14 protein-coding genes and 1 pseudogene are annotated in these 17,048 nt (G+C 68.9%); 3 read left to right on the top strand and 12 right to left on the bottom strand.

Annotated elements, in window-relative coordinates; genetic code table 11:
• Positions 1 to 24 precede the first annotated feature (24 nt).
• On the top strand, positions 25 to 387 hold the full coding sequence (locus tag QQM39_RS44130; protein ID WP_302003186.1) for a hypothetical protein: 363 nt from the start codon (positions 25 to 27) through the stop codon (positions 385 to 387).
• Positions 388 to 526: 139 nt separating this feature from the next.
• Here QQM39_RS44130 and QQM39_RS44135 read toward each other — a convergent pair whose 3' ends face one another.
• From QQM39_RS44135 to QQM39_RS44175, 9 genes and pseudogenes are all read right to left on the bottom strand, one after another.
• Entirely contained in the window at positions 527 to 931 is a 405-nt protein-coding gene (locus tag QQM39_RS44135; protein ID WP_302003187.1) for a hypothetical protein, read from the bottom strand.
• Between the two features lie 385 nt (positions 932 to 1,316).
• A pseudogene (locus QQM39_RS44140) lies at positions 1,317 to 1,454 on the bottom strand (cytochrome P450); the annotation flags it as partial.
• Positions 1,455 to 1,515: 61 nt separating this feature from the next.
• Positions 1,516 to 2,559 (bottom strand): terpene synthase family protein, encoded by a 1,044-nt coding sequence (locus tag QQM39_RS44145; RefSeq protein WP_302003188.1) that lies wholly within the window; start codon positions 2,557 to 2,559, stop codon positions 1,516 to 1,518.
• Positions 2,560 to 2,913: 354 nt separating this feature from the next.
• On the bottom strand, positions 2,914 to 4,473 hold the full coding sequence (locus QQM39_RS44150; protein ID WP_302003189.1) for a prenyltransferase/squalene oxidase repeat-containing protein: 1,560 nt from the start codon (positions 4,471 to 4,473) through the stop codon (positions 2,914 to 2,916).
• Between the two features lie 168 nt (positions 4,474 to 4,641).
• Positions 4,642 to 5,598, bottom strand: a complete 957-nt coding sequence (locus tag QQM39_RS44155) for a 4-hydroxy-3-methylbut-2-enyl diphosphate reductase (protein ID WP_302003190.1) — start codon at positions 5,596 to 5,598, stop codon at positions 4,642 to 4,644.
• Complete coding sequence (locus QQM39_RS44160) at positions 5,595 to 6,614, bottom strand: polyprenyl synthetase family protein (RefSeq protein ID WP_302003191.1); 1,020 nt, start codon at positions 6,612 to 6,614, stop codon at positions 5,595 to 5,597. The genes QQM39_RS44155 and QQM39_RS44160 overlap by 4 nt, the downstream gene beginning before the upstream one ends.
• Positions 6,615 to 6,759: 145 nt before the next feature.
• The gene (locus QQM39_RS44165; protein ID WP_302003192.1) at positions 6,760 to 8,121 is read right to left on the bottom strand and encodes an NAD(P)/FAD-dependent oxidoreductase; all 1,362 of its coding nucleotides are present in this window, start codon (positions 8,119 to 8,121) and stop codon (positions 6,760 to 6,762) included.
• Positions 8,122 to 8,268: 147 nt separating this feature from the next.
• Positions 8,269 to 9,402: a flavodoxin-dependent (E)-4-hydroxy-3-methylbut-2-enyl-diphosphate synthase gene (ispG, locus tag QQM39_RS44170; protein WP_302003193.1), complete on the bottom strand. Its 1,134-nt coding sequence runs from the start codon at positions 9,400 to 9,402 to the stop codon at positions 8,269 to 8,271.
• Positions 9,399 to 11,246, bottom strand: coding sequence for a 1-deoxy-D-xylulose-5-phosphate synthase (locus QQM39_RS44175; protein WP_302003194.1), 1,848 nt, complete (start codon positions 11,244 to 11,246; stop codon positions 9,399 to 9,401). The genes ispG and QQM39_RS44175 overlap by 4 nt, the downstream gene beginning before the upstream one ends.
• Positions 11,247 to 12,190: 944 nt before the next feature.
• Between QQM39_RS44175 and QQM39_RS44180 the strand changes: the two genes are divergently transcribed.
• Complete coding sequence (locus tag QQM39_RS44180; RefSeq protein WP_302003195.1) at positions 12,191 to 13,531, top strand: tol-pal system YbgF family protein; 1,341 nt, start codon at positions 12,191 to 12,193, stop codon at positions 13,529 to 13,531.
• Between the two features lie 1,303 nt (positions 13,532 to 14,834).
• Here QQM39_RS44180 and QQM39_RS46425 read toward each other — a convergent pair.
• Together QQM39_RS46425 and QQM39_RS44185 are read right to left on the bottom strand one after the other, a co-directional pair.
• Positions 14,835 to 15,134 (bottom strand): GNAT family N-acetyltransferase, encoded by a 300-nt coding sequence (locus QQM39_RS46425; protein ID WP_367669713.1) that lies wholly within the window; start codon positions 15,132 to 15,134, stop codon positions 14,835 to 14,837.
• Between the two features lie 488 nt (positions 15,135 to 15,622).
• Positions 15,623 to 15,823: a hypothetical protein gene (locus tag QQM39_RS44185; protein ID WP_302003196.1), complete on the bottom strand. Its 201-nt coding sequence runs from the start codon at positions 15,821 to 15,823 to the stop codon at positions 15,623 to 15,625.
• A 195-nt stretch (positions 15,824 to 16,018) separates the two neighbouring features.
• Here QQM39_RS44185 and QQM39_RS44190 point away from each other — a divergent pair, with 195 nt between their 5' ends.
• A complete protein-coding gene (locus QQM39_RS44190; protein ID WP_302003197.1) occupies positions 16,019 to 16,900 on the top strand; it encodes a hypothetical protein in 882 nt (293 codons plus the stop codon).
• Here the strand turns inward: QQM39_RS44190 and QQM39_RS44195 are convergent, their stop codons facing one another.
• The gene (locus QQM39_RS44195; RefSeq protein ID WP_302003198.1) at positions 16,901 to 17,044 is read right to left on the bottom strand and encodes a hypothetical protein; all 144 of its coding nucleotides are present in this window, start codon (positions 17,042 to 17,044) and stop codon (positions 16,901 to 16,903) included. It abuts the gene before it with no gap.
• Positions 17,045 to 17,048 lie beyond the last annotated feature (4 nt).

Below are 17,048 nucleotides of genomic sequence, written 5' to 3' on the forward strand. Positions count from 1 at the left end.
TTATAACTGACCGGGGCCACACCCGTGGCGCACCTGGTGCGCCAAGCGGTGCCGTTCCCCACTCCCGCCTGGTTCGTCCCGGCGGTGGGAGCCGCGGAAGTGGCCCTGGGCCTGTGGTTCCTCGCCGGCCGCGCCCTGCGGTACGCCGCCCCCGTCTTCGCCCTGCACATGGCCGGCACCTTCGGCGTCCTGCTGTTCGTGCCGGACCAGGCGTTCCTGCACGGCCGGGTGTGGGACCTGACCATGACCGGCGAGTTCGTCGTGAAGAACCTCGTCCTGTTCGCCGCCGGCCTGCTGGTCTGCCTCGCCACACCACCCACGGAAGCCACAGCCTTTCAGCCTTCCACGGACGGGACACCTCCCCAGACCGCACCCCGGAGCGCGTGACCACGTCCTCTGGCCCCCACCGTTCCGTTCCCCGGACCTGAACGCCGTGCTTTCTTCCCCACAGGCTTCTCCTGCTCCCAGACACGCTTCCTGGCTCCCCCAGACGAGTAGTTCCGACGTGTTCAGTGACCGAATGCGGTCAGCGACCGCAGGACCGGCGCGCCGGTCTTGTGGCTGTGCCGGATAGCCGAGGCCATCGCGAGGACGCGCCTGGCGACGCGGACGGCGACGCCCTCGAAGGTCCGCCGTGCTGTTCCAGGTCGAGCCGGCCTTTGACGGTGTCGTTGACCGACTCGATCGACTGCCGCACCGACTTCAGCAGGGACTCGCCCGTGCGGCGCTTCTCCCGCCTGAAGGACGGACAGAGCAGCTCGGCGTCCTGGAAGGCGAGATCGGTCTCGAACTCTTTGGAGGCGAAGTCCCCGTCGGCGATCAGCAGCAGGCCGGGCCGGTCGGCGGCCAGGTGCGGTTCGCGGTCCAGCATCGCGGCCGGTACTTCCCGTTCTTCGATCTTCGGGTTGGCCAGGCCCCAGGTGATCGGCATGCTGGTCGGGGAGCAAGACAGGAACAATCGCAGCCCCCAGGAAAACCGGGAGTGGGAGGCGCAGTACCCATATCCGGCCCAGTCGACCAGCTCCGACCGCTTCACCGTCGGTCTCGACATCCCGCCCGGTCAATGCCTCTCACGGCCTTGTCGGGTCAGAAGGAAACGACTAGTGAAACACCGCGGCCTGCGAGGATGCCCATGCGATGCGGTGTTGCAACAAGGACCACCTATGAAACGCCGCATGCGAGTCGAGGCGTTGCCTGCATCCGTAGTTCGCGTGGCATCAATACCGCTCCCAGCGCAGGGCGGACCGGTTGATGGCCGGGGATGTGTCTCAGGCTCCAGCGGGCGGTGATGGTGGCGAGGGCGAGGGTGGCTTCGATCAGGTGAAGGTGTCGCCGATGCATTTGCGGGCACCGGCGGCGAACGGCGGACGAGCTTCGCCTTGTTCACCGGGGCGCACGGTGCGCCCGATAGCGTCGGGATCGAAGGGGTCAGGGGTGGGGAAGAGCGCGGGATCGCGATGGAGGGCGTACGGGTTGAAGAAGTGGTCTTCCCCGGCGGCAAGGTGGTGGTTGGGCTCAGGTGTTCAGGAGATTGCTGACGTAGGCGGGTGTCCCGCTCCTCGCGTCGTTGGTCTCCGCGAGGTCGCCGACATAGCGGTCGGTGGCACTATGCCAGTGGTGAACCCCGGAGATGAAGGTCGCGTAGGCGTTGGCTACCGCGAGGCCTTCCGCCTGGGCCTGACCGGCTATTCCAGCGGCGTCGAATTGAGCGGAGAGCTGCTCGCGCGCCGTGATCATGCGGTTGACGCATTCGGTCGCCCGATCGTTCACCCATTCCATGGCGCGGCGCAGGCCGCAGCCCTGGTGGTGGTCGACGAGCGTGACCAGGCTGGTAAACGGGGAGCCGTTAGCGAGTTCTTTTGGGGCGGACCAGAGGTCGTTGGACGCGCCGATTTGGTCGGCGGCAGCATTGCGCAGCTCGACGAAGGCGGGCAGGTGCCGGGTCGCGGCGGGCAGCTCGATTCCGCAGGCGGGTTCCACGATGTCGATGAACGTAGGCGCCCCAACAACGTATCGCCGGAACTCCAGGTATTCGGCGAGGGAGGGAACCCGGCCGGCCTGCCGGTCGACGGTCTCGCCGTACTGATTCCACCACAGGCGGGTCACGCTGGCGCGGAACGCCTGCCGCCAGGTCACCGACCGGTCTCGGGACAGGCGCCCCCATAGATCGGCGAAGGCACGACCCAGCGGGGTCTCCGGTGTCCGGCCGTCGAATACCGACAAGAGCGCGGTGACCGCCTTGGCGCACTGGGCGGGGTCCTGGCCGGCCGGGCCGTCATCCAGTTCGTCATCCACGAGGAAGAAGAACGCTGACCATTGCGCTCCGATGGCCAAGACGTCGATCTCCGCGGTGGAGTACATCATCGCCGACGCCCATGCGGGCCGGCCGCGCTGGATCTGGCGGCGCGACGCCGCCGAGGGGCAGAGATCGAACTCGGCGATCCACTCCCACAGCAATGCCTCGGCCTCCGCCTCGGCCGCATTCGGCGTCGGCGGAGCGAACGGCATATAGAACTCTGGTCGTGTGATGCTTTCCATGGTCAACCTCATCTCGCTCATGGAGATTCCCCTGGGGACAAAGGCGTCCTGCACTGCAGGGGTTCGGGGACGCCGCTCGGAATGCTGTTCGCGCCATGCCTTGTCTGCAGATTGCGGAGGAGGGCGAAGTACTGTTGTTCGTGGGTGGTTTGGATTAGCTGCATGTCCTCGAAACCGTGCTGGACCAGTCATTGCAGGCTTACGGCGCCCTTCTTTTGGCCCCACACCCTCCATCGGAGTTCTGGGTCTGTGTCAATCGCCGTGCCAGAGCCACCCGCTGGGCTCGGGCGCTGAGGTCCGCCGAGTCCACCAAGGTGCCATCGACGTCGAAGGTGTGAGCGTTGGGTGGCCGGTGGCTGCGGTGCTCGGCGGCGGTCACCGGGCCACCGCCGCCTCCTGGCGCTGCCTGTTCTGGTAGCTCTCACCGGCGGCGTTGAGTGTGGTCAGGGCGTGGATGCCGGCCAGAACCGGGAAGTTGTAGGGCAGGGGCCGAGGCCCTACTTGGTCGGGCGGCGCGGTGAACCCGCCGTCGGCGTCCTGATGTTCCAGGAGGTGCGCGAGGGCGCGGTCGGCCACGGTTGGGGAGGCGTGCCGGACGATGACGGGGATCGCATGGGCTGTGGACAGTGCGTCGCTTGCGGCGCCCTCCTTGTGGCCCCACCCTCCGTCGGGGTTCTGGGTCTGTGTCAATCGCCGTGCCGCCGCGGTGACGGCCGAGCGGATATGTGCCCGTAGGGTCGGCGAGACGTGCGTCGCGCTGGCGTCGAGGGCTTGGACCGCGTGCGTGATGACGCTGGACTGGCTCCGCGCCCAGCTGCACTGCCATGTTCCGTCGTGCCTCTGGGCCTCCAGGAGGAAGCCCACGCCCCGTTCCAAGATTTTCGAGTGGCTATGGGGATCGGCGGCGAGCGCGATGACGGCGCCGGCGGTCAGGTCGGGCTCGGGATCGTGGCCGCGCACGTAGGTGGGCCAGCCTCCGGTCGGGTCTGCCAGGTTGAGCAGGTAGTCGTCGGCTCGGGTGAGCCGGGTGCGGTGGGTGTCCGGGTCGGCGAGACGGAGCAGGACGGCGCATCGGCTGGTGTCGTCCACATCGCTTTGCGTTGTGGTCTCGTCGTAGCCCCAGCCTCCGTCGGCGAGTTGGCGATCCGCTATGTAGGACGCCATCCGCGGCACGACGGCCGCCGGGTCTCCCGCACCGGCCAGCGCGGTGCCTGCCAGCGCCGTCACCCACACTTCCTGACCGGCGATGAACGGGGCCCCACCGTCGGGATTGACGGTCCCGACCAGGGCGCGCATACCGTCGCGCAGCAGCTTGCCGCCGGACTGGAAGGTGCGCAGGGCGTGGAGGGCGATCAAGTGGGCCAGCACGTTGCCCTGCCACGCCGCACCGGCGGTGAAAGAGCTCAACGAGTCGGTCAGCCGGCGGCGGTCCTCTTCCAGTCCAGGGAAATGCCGTCCGCGATGGGTCGCGTGCAGGATCCGCACCGCGCCGAGGGTCAGATCGGTCCACACCGCCTGTTCCTGCTGCCGCACGTCACCGGGGTCCACGCAGTCGCGGAACGGAACAGCACCCAGTGTCGCGAGGAGCGTTTCGAGGAGGATCCGCTTGCGGACGCCGGTGAAGTGCCGGAAGCCGTCCAGCCCGCTTCGCAGCTCCTCGCCCGCCACCGGCTGCCCCAGGGAGGCGTTGACGAAGGCTGTGTCCAGGAAGCCGCTGGGACGCGCCTGCTGCAGAAAGGCGAGCAGGGCTTGCTGCGTGCCTGACTCTGTGTGCTCCTTGCGTAGCAGATCGAGAAGGAGTGCTGTCTCCAGGATCCGGCTGCCGCATCGCTCACGGATCGCGCCGTCGGATTCCACACGCTCACAAAGGTGGTCGTACAGACGTCGGCGGGCAGCTTGGAGGCGGGCAGGGGCATGGGTATCGATCGTGGTCATGCGGTTTTCTCCGGGTGGCAGAGGGGGTGACGACGGACTGCTGTGCGAATCCGCTCGGGGGCGAGTCCGTATGCCCGTCGTGGCGGCGCTGGGTGTTCTCGGCGAACTGTTCAGGTCCCCAAGGGCCTTACTTCTCCAGCGGGCCGAGATGAAGATCTCTGGCCAGGGTCACCGTGGGGAACTCAGTTGTCGGGGCAGCGCAAAGTACTGGTGTTCTTCGGCGGCGGTGACGGTGGACACGTCCTCGTAGCCGCGGGCGGCCAGCCACTGAAGAACCTGGTCGACCAGGGTGTCGGGGACTGAGGCGCCGGAGGTCACGCCGACCGTGGAGACGGCCTCGAGCCAGGCATCGTCGGCCTCGTGGGCGCAGTCGATCAGGTATGCCTCGCGGGCGCCGGTCAGCTTGGCGACCTCGACCAGGCGCTTGGAGTTGGAGGAGTTGCGTGAGCCGACCACGATCACCAGATCGGCCTCGGCGCCCACCTGTTTCACCGCCGCCTGACGGTTCTGCGTGGCGTAGCAGATGTCGTCGCTGGGCGGGCTGATGAGCTGCGGGAACTTGTCCTTCAGAGCGCCCACGGTCTCCATCGTCTCGTCCACGCTCAACGTGGTCTGGGAGAGCCAGACGACCTTCGACCCATCACGGACCACGACGTTCGCGACGTCTTCGGGGCCGTCGACCAGGGTGATGCGGTCGGGAGCCTGTCCCAACGTACCGACGACTTCCTCGTGGCCCTCGTGTCCGATGAGGAGGATGTCGTAGCCATCACCCGCGAACCGGACGGCTTCCTTGTGAACCTTGGTGACCAGTGGGCACGTCGCGTCGATCGCCTTCAGCTGCCGTGCGGCGGCCTCCTGGTGGACGACGGGGGCCACGCCGTGCGCGGAGAACAACACGAGGGACCCCTCGGGAACCTCCGCGGTCTCCTTGACGAAGATGGCGCCCTTCTCCTCCAGGGACTTCACGACGTGCTTGTTGTGGACGATCTCGTGCCGTACGTAGACGGGCGGGCCGTAGATTTCCAGAGCCTTCTCCACGGCCTGGATGGCGCGGACGACGCCGGCGCAGAAGCCGCGCGGGGCGGCGAGCAACACCCGCTTACGGCCTGGGGAGGGTGCTGTCATGAGGTCCTCCAGGCGGCCTGCTGGGCCAGCTCGCGCAGGCGTGTGTCCACATGCGCCGGCAGGTGTGCGCGGTCCAGGGCAGCGAGGGCTTGTTCGTACCGGTCGGTGATCATCCGTTCGATTGCTTCGCGGGAGCCGGCGTGAGTGATGATGCGGCGTGCGACCTCGGCCTGGTCCTCCGTGAGGGTGGGGCAGCCGAGCAAGAGGCGGAGCTGGTCGGCTCGGGCGCGGGTGGCGTGGGTGAGGGTGTGGGCGATCAAGGCAGTGTGTTTGCCCTCGCGCAGATCGTCCAGGCGCGGTTTGCCTGTCTCGGTGGGTGTGCCGAACACGCCCAGGAGGTCGTCGCGGAGCTGGAATGCCTCTCCCAATGGCAGGGCGAACGCGCTGAGTTGGTCCAGGACGTGCGTGTCGGCTCCGGCGAGGGCGGCGCCGATCTGCAGGGGCCGCTCGAGGGTGTACTTCGCGGTCTTGTAGTGGACGATGGCCAGGGCCCGGTCCATGTCGGCGCTGGGGCGTCCGGTGGCGGTCAGGTCGAGGTACTGGCCGTAGATGACTTCGCTGCGCATGGTGTCGAACAGTGCACGCACCCGCGGCCAGAACCCGCTGGGGCCCGGGTCGGCGGTGTGCAGGAGTTCGTCTGTCCATACGAAGGCGAGGTCGCCAGCCAGGACCGCGGCGCCTGCCCCGATGTCCTGGCCCTGTTGCGGACTCCGGCCTGTGCGGTGGCGCTCGGCCATGACCCGGTGGACGGTGGGCTGTCCGCGGCGGGTGTCGGAGTGGTCCATCACGTCGTCATGGACCAGACAGAACGCGTGGAACACCTCCAGCGCCGCCCCCACCCGGACGGCCATATCACAACTGCCTGTACCGCCAGCGGCGTGCCAGCCCAGCACGCACAGCACCGGGCGAATCCGCTTGCCCCCGGCCGCCAGGAACCGCGCCAGTGCCGCGGGCAGCTCGCCGGGCAGCCCCAGCCGGTGTGCCTCGCTGGTCTTGGCCTGCGCGAAAGAACTCACGACGGCTTCAATGCGGCGGCGCACCTGAGACACATCCAGCCCAGCCGCCCCCTCGTACGGTGCGGCAGCCTGAGCGGGGACTTGGGGGGTGAGGGCACGAGTGCGGTCGGCCCCCGGATCCGCGGGTGCGTGCTGAACCATGCGATCACTTCCGGGTGTTGGGCTGGCGCGCAAGGAAGGCCCTGCGCAGGACGGCTGGTGCCATGAGTGCCGTCGGTGCGTCACGCATGTGCTGGACGCGGGCGAAGCGGCGATAGAGGTCGGGGTCGGTGGGAATGAGCTGGAGAAGGCGGCCCAGGTACCAGTGCGCCATACGGGCAACCAGCCGCATGCCGTTGCTCTCCCAGGCGAGGTCCGAGCTGGTCGCCATGAGCCAGGGGATGCGGATGATCCGGGCGGCGCGGCTCTGGAACTGCCGGGCGGACTCGCCCCGGCCCAGCGAGACGCCGAGGGCTTGCGCCTGCAGTGCGGCAACGGTCAGCCCCTGGCCGTAGATGGGGTTGAACAGGCACAGGCAGTCCCCGAGAGCGACCAGCCCGGTGGGCCAGGCGTGGTCACGGTGCAGCAGACGCCAGCGGTTGCCGTGGTCGACGAAGCGGTGTGCCCTATTCAAAGGCGTATGGGTCTTGAGGTAGTCGGCCGCGCAGGAGTCGGGCAGGCTCTCAGCGAATGCCTCAAAACCCGTGTCGCTGATGTCGCACTTCTCGCCGTCAGCCCCGCAGAGGGTCACCAGGCAGCGGCCGTGCTCCACGGTCACCACCCCCCCTGCCCGACGTCGGTCGGGGGCGTAAGCGAGGACGGCACGTGCAGTGAACCCCTCGTCAGGGTGCCCGTCGTACAGCCTTGTGGTGTACGCGACTTCGGCGGCCACCCTGCGCTCTGCCGGGGACGGGATTCCGGCGTCGGCGAGCCACTTGGGCAGCTGGGGACCGCGCCCGGTGGCGATCACGACCAGATCTCCCGTGAAGTCCCGGGGGGTGCCCTCGTGCCGTCCCCGTACGCCGCGGACCGCGCTCTCGCTGCCCTCGGCCACCACCAGTGCGTCGACGGTGAAGTCGCTGATGAGTTCCACGTTCGGCAGTTTCAAGACCCGGCGGCGTACCTGCTGTTCCAGAAAGGGGCGGCTGAGTGACTGCACCGAGATACCCGTCGTGGTCTGTGGGGTCCAGCCGGACGGCAGGAGGAACCGCATCGCCTCGCCGAAGTCCACCATCGGCACCCCGTTGGCCGCCATCTCTTCGCGTACACCGGGACACAGTTCCTCGAGGGTCAAGGCTCCGCGTTCGAGGAGGTAGTGGGCGTGGTAGCTCTGCGGGGTGCCGCGCCTGAACGTGGCCTCGTCGGTGATGGTGTCGCGTTCCAGGAGGGTCACCTGGGCGAAGTGGTCGGCCAGGACGCGCGTGGCGAGCAGGCCGGCGAATCCGGCGCCGATGACGATGGCGTGGTCACGTCGTGACGGTGTGCCGTGCCGGGCCTTGCGGGAGGCGGCCAGCCGTGCGAGAGACATGATGGTCCTTTCCCGGCAGTCGATCAGCCGTTGCTGTAGCGGGGATTGGCGGTCGTGCCTTCCTGCCAGCCGTGGCCGGGGTCCGTGTCCCGGCTACCACAGCCGGTCCCCGGGGAGGGTGTAGCGATGTCCCGTCGCCGGGGGCGGTCACTTGTCCACTCCTTCCGGTGCCGCGTCCACGAGGTCCATGGCTGCCTCGACGAGGGCCTCGACGACCTGGCTCTCAGGAACGGTGCGTACCACCTGGCCGCGGACGAAGATCTGGCCCTTGCCGTTGCCGCAGGAGACGCCGAGGTCGGCTTCACGGGATTCGCCGGGGCCGTTGACGACGCAGCCCATGACAGCGATGCGCAGGGGGTGGGGGAAGCCGTCGAAGGCCGCTTCGACCTGGCTGGCGAGGCGGTGGATGTCTACTTGGAGGCGGCCGCAGCCGGGGCAGGAGACGATCTCCAGCTTGCGCGGACGCAGCCCGAGGGAGGCCAGGATGTGGTTGCCGGCCTTGACCTGCTGCACGGGATGGTCGGAGATCGAGACCCGGATGGTGTCACCGATGCCCTCGGCAAGGAGGATCGCGAAAGCGGCCGCGGACTTGATCGCGCCCTGCATGGCGGTGCCGGCCTCGGTGACGCCGAGGTGCAGCGGGTAGTCGCAGGCGTCGGCGAGCAGCCGGTTCGCGGCGATCATCGTTCGTGGGTCGTGGTGCTTGACGGCGATCTTCAGATCGGTGAAGCCCTGCTCCTCGAAGAGGGATGCCTCCCACAGCGCGGATTCGACGAGCGCCTCGGGCGTCGCGGATCCGTACTTGGCCAGCAGGCGGGGGTCGAGGGATCCGGCGTTGACGCCGATGCGGATCGGCACCCCGGCGGCACCAGCAGCCTTGGCGATCTCGCCCACCCGGTCGTCGAACTTCCTGATGTTGCCCGGGTTCACCCGAACCCCAGCGCACCCGGCCTCGATGGCAGCGAAGACATAGCGGGGCTGGAAGTGGATGTCCGCGATCACGGGGATGGGGGACCTGGCGGTGATGGCGGGCAGGGCGTCGGCGTCGTCCTGGGAGGGGACGGCGACGCGGATGATGTCGCAGCCGGCGGCGGTGACTTCGGCGACCTGCCGCAGGGTGGCGTCGATGTCGGCGGTGTTGGTGGTGGTCATCGTCTGCACGCTCACCGGGGCGCCGCCGCCCACCGGCACCGCCCCGACGTGCAGTTGACGGGTGGACCTGCGGCGCACCGGGACTTGTGGGATGGCAACGGTGGGCAGGCCGAGGTCGATGGCGCTCACCGCAACGCCTCCTGGGCTGCGAAGGACGAGCCGGTGGCCGGAGGCCGTGGAGCGTGGGCTGCCTGGACGGCGCGGGCGATCCCGGCGGCGTCGAGTCCGGCCTGGGCCAGCAGACCCGTACGCGGACCGTGGGCGATGAACGAGCGGGGAAGACCGAGCGCCTCCACCGGTGTGCTGACCGCCTGGGTTTGGCATGCTTGGTCCAGGGCCCAGCCGAGTCCGCCGGGGAGTACACCGTCCTCGATACTGACCGCGAGGTCGTGACGGTCCGCCAGTGCCGTCAGTGCGGGGTTGACCGGCAGTACCCACCGGGGGTCGGCGACCGTGACCCCGATGCCCTGCTCCTCCAACAAGGCCGCGGCGTCCAGGGCTGCTCCGGCCAGCGGGCCGGCTCCGACGAGCAGGACTTCCAGGGGGCGGTGGGGGCTGCGGTGCAGGATGTCGATCCCGTCCATCCGCGCCAGCGCCGCGATGTCCCGCGATGCCGTGGCCTTCGGGATCCGCAGCGCGGTGGGCCCTTGGCCGTGGGCGACGGCCTCGCCCAGCAGTTCCTGTACCCGTGCGGCATCGCGTGGGGCGGCGACCCGCAGGCCCGGCACCGTCGACAGCAACGACAGATCCCACATGCCGTGATGGGAGGGTCCGTCGGGGCCGGTGATGCCGGCCCGGTCCAGGACGAAGGTGACCGGGAGGCGGTGCAGGGCGACGTCCATCAGGACCTGGTCGAAGGCCCGGTTGAGGAATGTGGCGTAGAGGGCGATCACCGGGTGCAGGCCGCCCATCGCGAGACCTGCGGCCGAGGTGACGGCGTGCTGTTCGGCGATGCCGACGTCGAAGACCCGCTCAGGGAAGCGTTGTTGCATCGGGTACAGGCCGGTGGGTCGCAGCATGGCCGCCGTGATGGCCACCAGATCGGGCCGCTCAGCGGCGAGCTCGGCCAGCGCCCGGCCGAACACGGTCGTCCACGTCGGCAGGCCGCCACCGCGGGAGCGTCCGGTGGCCGGGTCCACGGTGCCGACGGCGTGCAGGCAGTCCGCCTCGTCCTCCTCCGCGGGGGCGTAGCCCTTGCCCTTGACGGTCACCACGTGCACCAGCACCGGCTGGTTGAGGGTTCGGGCCCGCCGCAGCACACCCTCAAGATCCCCGGTGCTGTGCCCGTCGACGGGCCCGAAGTAGGTGAAGCCGAGATCGGTGAACAGGTTCCGGCACGCTGCCGCGTCCTTACCGGACTTGAGCGTGTGCAGGTGGTGGGCCAGGGCGCCGTGGGTGGGTTCGTAGGAGCGGCCGTTGTCGTTGAGTACGACGATCACGGGCCGGTCCCGGGCGGCGCCGAGGTTGTTCAGCGCCTCCCAGGCCATACCGCCGGTCAGCGCGCCGTCGCCGATGACCGCGACCACCGCCCGCTCCTGCTCGCCGGACAGCTGGCGAGCCTTGGCCAGGCCGTCGGCGTAGGACAGGGCGGTGGAGGCGTGCGAGTTCTCCACCAGGTCGTGTTCGGACTCGGCCCGTGAGGGATACCCCGACAGGCCGCCGGCCTGCCGCAGCGAGCCGAACCGTCCGGCACGGCCGGTCAGCAGCTTGTGGACGTATGCCTGATGACCGGTATCGAAGATCAGGCCGTCACGGGGCGAGTCGAAGACGCGGTGCAGGGCGAGGGTCAGTTCCACCGCACCCAGATTCGGGCCCAGGTGCCCGCCCGTCGCGCACACGCGCTCGATCAGAAACGACCGCAGCCCGGCCGCGAGCCGGTCGAGCTGCGGCGCCGACAGGTCCCGCAGCTGCGCTGGATCCGGGATGCGGCAGGAGGCTTCTGCCTGGACCGGTGTGGCCGATAGATGCGCCATTCGCCTGTTCCTTCCGCTGGTGGAGAGGCAAGCAGTACGGCACGGGCATGGCGAAACGAGCCCGAGCTGAGCCGGCCTCACGCCAACCCGCCGCAGCACAGGGCCAGTTCAGCACCGCCCTGGCCCGCCGAGCCAGGGAAGACAGCCGCGAGAAGGTCGCACAACTCGAAACTTAGTGAATTTGTGAAACGCGGACATGGGGCCTCGGCAACCGCACGGCGCGGTGAGCGAGGAACGCATGCCGTGGTGCTCCCGGTGCCGGCGAGGTGATCGCGAGGCCGGAGTCTCCCGGGCCGTAGCGGCAGGCACTGCCGACACCCTGCGGACTCCTCCGCACGGGTCGGTCCCGGCCCGTGCGCGTGGTTTCACTGGGGGTGTGCGCGGGACGCAGGGGGTGGGAACCGGTGTCCCGCATATGCCCGTCGCACACGCTTACCTCCGCCCGGATCGCTTCGCTTGACTGCCGTAACGCGCCCGGCGCACGCATCCACGAACGGAGCGCGCGAGCGGAAGGGGAACCCGCCATGCAAGATCCCTTCTTAAGCGCCGAAGTCCTCGCCGCCGCAAGGACTTTCGGTAGCCGTCGGCCCGCGGCACGGAGCTCGACGAAGTCCCCTCCTACGGGTGTGGCGCGAGGGCCGGTGCCAGGACGGTGCGCGCCGCCGCACCGCGACGCGAAGCCAGTCAGCGCGCCTTCGGTCGGCCCGGACGGCGACTGGAGCGGCAGACGTCGCGCACCACGTGCAACCCGGTGAATGCGCGATAGGTGAGCGCGATCGCCTCACGCGTCCTGTGGCGCAGGGCCAAGAGCCCGCTTGTCCCCGGACCTGTGCACAGCGCACCATCGGCAGACGCGACCGCCGCAATGGTGCGCGGCTGCAGGACCCGCCCCGCCTTCAGACACCGGCCAGAGCGCCGCACGCTCGCACGCCCGGGAGGCAGTCATGCCGCGCACCGCCAACATCCAGCTCAAGCTCTTACTGCAGGCGGCCGGCTGGGGCCCCACCCAGTTCGCCGCCGCCCTCCGCAACGTCGCCGCTGAGCAGGGCCTGACGCTGGTCGTCCATCTCACCACGGTGCGGCGCTGGCTGGAGGGCACCCAGCCCCGGCCGCCGCTACCCGCTCTGATCCTCGAATGCCTCTCCCGCCGCCTGGACAGGCGCATCACGGCCCACGAGGCTGGTCTCACCCGAGCCCCGGCCCAACTCGTGGATCCTGCCTGGGAGGCCGACCCCATGCGCAAACTCATCCACCTGGCCCAAACCGAACTCGACCCGCACCGACGCGCCCTGCTCGGCGCGGGCGTCCTCACGGCCACCGCACTCGCCCTGCCCGCCCAGGGCCAGATCCCGGCAGCACCCGACGGGCCAGGGCACTCCGGCCGCCGCCTCGCAGAGCGCGACCTGGAGCGACTGCGGACCATGGCCTCGGTGTTCGCCGCCTCGGCCGACCAGCACGGCGGCCAGCACGTGCGCGCCGCCCTGGCCGCCTACCTCACCCACGAGGTCTCCCCCCTTCTGCACCGCCCGGCCCGTACCCAGGTGCACCACGGCCTGCGGGCCGCCACCGCCCGGCTCGCCCTGCTGCTGGGCTCGATGTCCGCCGACAGCGGCCACCACGCCGTAGCCCAGCACTACCACCAGATCGCCGCCCGCCTCGCCGCTGACGCCGACGACCCCACCACCCTGGCCATCGCGCTGCGCACCATGGCCACCCACGCCCACGACCTCGGCCGGCACACCCCCGCCGTCGTGAACCTCGCCGAACGGGCCGACCGGCATGCCCGGCACGCGCCTCCCGCCGTCCGCGCCTACACCCACGTCCACCTGGCTGTGCTCAACGCCCACCACAACCGGCACGCAGCTGTGAACGCCCTGGTTCGCGCGGAACTCCTCCACGCCGAGGACAGCGCCGAGCCGGGCCCCTTCAGCAGTTACCCGGTCGGCGCCCTGCACTACCAGCGTGCCCAGGTGTTCGCCACCCTCAAGGATCACACCGGCGCCCTCACTGCACTGACCACTTCCCTGCGCCTGCGCACCTCGGCCGAACGCCTGCCCGCCGCACTCACCCGTGCCCGGCTGGCGGAAACCCACCTACGCCTCGGCCACCTCGAACCCGCCCTCACCCACTGGCACGCTTTCCTCGACGCCTACCCCACCCTCCGCTCCGTGCGCGCCGACCAGCGTCTGACCGCAGCGGTCCAGCACCTGCGGCCCCACCAGCGCCGTGCCGGCGTCACCGATCTCCTCGATCGCATCACAGAGCTGACCAGTCCGCCCCGGTGAACGACCGTTGCCTGACGGATCGTCACCCTCCGGCCCGAGCATGCCGCCACACACCCCAGGGCGGGTGGTAGGCGAGTGGGCGAGAACGTTGTCGAACGGATCTTGCATAGCCGGAATCGTGCCCGCCCGCACGCGTGGGCCGCCCTCCGACACATGGGCCCCTCTCCCCCTGCACTCCATCGGCCCCACCGTGGAGGGTGCCCTGCGGGGCGGTGAACAGGGATCGGCCGGCCGCCAATGAGGAGGCGGGCAGCTGCGACTCTGGGACCACACAAGCCTGCCCTCACCGGCAAGGCCACCGCGGACATCGCCGGACCGGCCAGCCCCCCGATGACCTGATGGAGCGGACCGATAGACCACGCCGTCGAGAACGGCGGAGCCGACGCCAACGACAGCTTCCTTCCCCGCATCAACCCCGTCACCTTCGAAGTACGCGGCATCGTCCCCCTCGGCTACGCCGCCTTCGCCTTTCTCCTCCGCCGCACCCTGCATCGCGACGGCCGCGGCGCCTTCGCTGTCTTCACCGCACGCACATCGCGGGTACGTTCCAGGGCCTGCTTCTGGCCCTGCCCAGACACGTCGATTGGCCCCCGCGCCACCGCAACGCGGAGCGCAACGCCTCCTTCGGGGCACCGAGGAGCTCCAGGAGCGAGCGCCGGTCCTGTACCACCGGGAGGTCAACCGCAACCGAGTAGACCAGGGCCTGTTCGCCCTTTCGCCCCTCGGCGACCAAGTAGCCCAGGGGCGTCAGACCCGGTAGCAGCAGGCGGTTGCGAGCAGACAGGACAGTTCCTCCGGGCCACCGTACAGAGAGTCACCGGCGACTCGCTCGCAAGCTGTCGTGCTCCGTCACAGTCCATGCACGCCGTGCCCCATCAAGAGATTCATGGGGATTTATCCACAGGTCGACTCTTCTACGTTTGAGCACGAAGCCCTTCCCGATTTCGAGGGCACATTCTTCGGGGAGTCAGACATGCAAGAGGACACGACGATACGCGTTTCGATCCCATACCTCGGTCCACGAGAACAGCCACGACCTGTCTTTCCGCGAAGCCTGATCAATCCGATTCGCGCACGAATCGGCCGGCGCTGTACGTCGTGCGCGAAGGTTACGAACGGGCAACGGTTCCCGTCCTTCGCTGAGACACCAACTCACTCGGCCCGAGGCAGATCATCCTTGGGCCTCACCTGGGACTTGGTGAGACAGGAGGGGGTCTGAGACATGCGAGCTGTTCATAAGATCGACCGGTCGGCACAGCCTGGTCGGCACAGATTTGGACGTGCATCGACCGCAAATGATCAGTCAGACAAGTCCTGGACGATCCTGGGGGAGCACTACGGTGCGTGTGCTCCCCGTGTGAAAGAAGCCCATCCGTTCGAAAAGCAGCCGGGCGGGATTCCCGTTGGTGACGGACAATCCGACGTCTGTCTCGCCAGCCTCTGCGGCATGTGCGACGGCCCATCGCATCAACACGGCGCCCAGACCCGTGTACCGGGGCAGCGGGTCGCGGAACAGATCGGTGAACCAAGGCCCTCGGTGCGATGGAGTCCCGTCATGGCGGTTGACCGTGACGGCTGCTACGACCCGCGTCTCCTCCAGCACCACCGCACTGCAGTCCAGGAGGGCGCCGTAGCGCGTACCGTCGAGAAGTCCCTGTAGGCGGCCGACACTGCCGGTTGCCCTGTCCGCCCCGTGGTCCGGGTGCCCTGGGCGGTAGGCAGCCTGCCGCGTGGCTACCAGGTCCTGCGCGCTCATGGTGCTCGCAGCCACCAGACGAAGGCGCGCCGGCAGCGTGGGCGCACCCCAGTCAGAATTCGGCCGACGCAAACCAAGATCCCACCTGTAGTGGTGGGCATACCGCACTGAGCACGCCCCGGCCAGCAGCAAGTCCGCGCCCAGGTTCTCGTCCGTCGTCACCGTCCAACCGGGCAACCGGTCCAGCAGCAGAGGGACGATGCTGCCGGGGTGCCCGCCGACAGTCCGCAACGCGTCGGCCCAGGGACGCTCGTGGCTCTGACCCGGCACGTACTCGGCGGCCGGACGGCCGGCCTCATCCAGCAGTACCTCGCGCTCGGGTGACACCGCCGACATCACTGCGCGTCCCTGTCCGCGGGGAGCGGACTGTCCCCGAAGCCAATCCCGCCGTTCACGGTGTCCGCCTGAATCACCGTGGTCCAACGCTCCAAGGCCCCCGCGAAGTCGTCGTTCCGCGCCGCTTCCTCGAGAATGAGCCCGGCGAAGACCCGCACCTGAGCAGGATCCTGCGGATCCACGGGTAGCGCGTCCACCATGGGCTCCCCTTCCCTCTCCGGCCCATTCAAAGTAGCGATTCTCGACTGCCTTGGACAGAAGTCGAAGCCGGTGCCCCGGCCGGCCTGAGGCGTGGAGTGGCGAAGGAGCCCTACGGGTAGTCCCATGGCGGTCGACCGGCAAGGTTCCGCATCATCCGCTTCCGATCGCGAGGGCATGGCATGGGTACGGATTCTGTGGACGCCGCGCTGGCCTCTCTGCGTGTCGATGACAGGTCGATCAGGCTTGACTGCCCGGGTGAGTGGTTGCGGATGCACCGGCACCGACTGTCGGTGTGCGGCGTGCATGTGGCGACGCCGGAAGAGGTGGCACACGGAGGATTCGCGGAGCATGCGATCGTGCCGGATGCGCCTGTGCCGCTGACAACCAGGTGGTTCGAGCGCATCACGCCATTCCTGGCGGCTCCCGAGACGCCCGCAGGCCTGTGTGTCGGCTTCGGGAGACTGAGCCACTCCCACCACCGGGTGGTGGCCGCCGCCTCGGAGGAGGCCACCAGGCCGGACTTCGTACCCCACTACGGTTCCCGCTACGCGCTCGGCTCGCATTCGGTTCGGCTGGTGGATGTGCTCACGGCGCGGGGCGGCACGCGGACCACCTCGGTGATGGACCCGCGCATCGCACCGTATTCCGAGCCCACGGTGGCCCGTTGGGTGGGCATGCACTACGACAACGCCTGGACCAGTCACGGCGAAGGTGAGCGCTATCCCCGCGACGTTCGTGTTGCGTGCGCGGATCGGCGCGTCATTCACAACCTGGGGCCGGGTGCCCGGTCACTGGTCTTCGCACTGAACATGTCTGCCTTGCATCTGTCGGACAAGGTCAGTCCCGGCGACAGCCGGAATGTACCCAGCACCAAGCAGCTCCGTGAATTCCTGGTCGAACACCCGGCTGAGGTGTTGAAAATCGTGTGCCTCGTCTGGACAGCCGAGGTGGGAGATCTGGTCGTCCTGCCTGCCGGACTCGCACTGCATGACGGGTCGATGGAGGGTCGCCGGCATTCGTCCAGCGCCTTGGTCTTCGCCGGAACATTTCCGCGGGGTGCGTTCTCCTGGACATGATCAGGAGTCGGGGCGGCTCCACGTCTGGCTCATCGACTGGAACTTGTGGAAGACGAGGCCACCGTCGCGATCGGGCGGGGTGGTGCCCCGAGGTATCGGCCGCAGCAGCCATTCGAGGTGCTCCGCCTCAGCGAGCAGAATCACGTCG

The organism is Streptomyces sp. DT2A-34, assembly GCF_030499515.1.
GTDB lineage: Bacteria > Actinomycetota > Actinomycetes > Streptomycetales > Streptomycetaceae > Streptomyces.

Excerpts from the sequence above, each read along its gene's own strand:
- QQM39_RS44185 (WP_302003196.1), bottom strand. The coding sequence starts at position 15,823 with ATGGTGGACGCGCTACCCGTGGATCCGCAGGATCCTGCTCAGGTGCGG.
- QQM39_RS44155 (WP_302003190.1), bottom strand. The coding sequence starts at position 5,598 with ATGACAGCACCCTCCCCAGGCCGTAAGCGGGTGTTGCTCGCCGCCCCG.
- QQM39_RS44180 (WP_302003195.1), top strand. The coding sequence starts at position 12,191 with ATGCCGCGCACCGCCAACATCCAGCTCAAGCTCTTACTGCAGGCGGCC.
- QQM39_RS44150 (WP_302003189.1), bottom strand. The coding sequence starts at position 4,473 with ATGACCACGATCGATACCCATGCCCCTGCCCGCCTCCAAGCTGCCCGC.
- QQM39_RS44145 (WP_302003188.1), bottom strand. The coding sequence starts at position 2,559 with ATGAGCGAGATGAGGTTGACCATGGAAAGCATCACACGACCAGAGTTC.
- QQM39_RS44175 (WP_302003194.1), bottom strand. The coding sequence starts at position 11,246 with ATGGCGCATCTATCGGCCACACCGGTCCAGGCAGAAGCCTCCTGCCGC.
- QQM39_RS44165 (WP_302003192.1), bottom strand. The coding sequence starts at position 8,121 with ATGTCTCTCGCACGGCTGGCCGCCTCCCGCAAGGCCCGGCACGGCACA.
- QQM39_RS44135 (WP_302003187.1), bottom strand. The coding sequence starts at position 931 with ATGCCGATCACCTGGGGCCTGGCCAACCCGAAGATCGAAGAACGGGAA.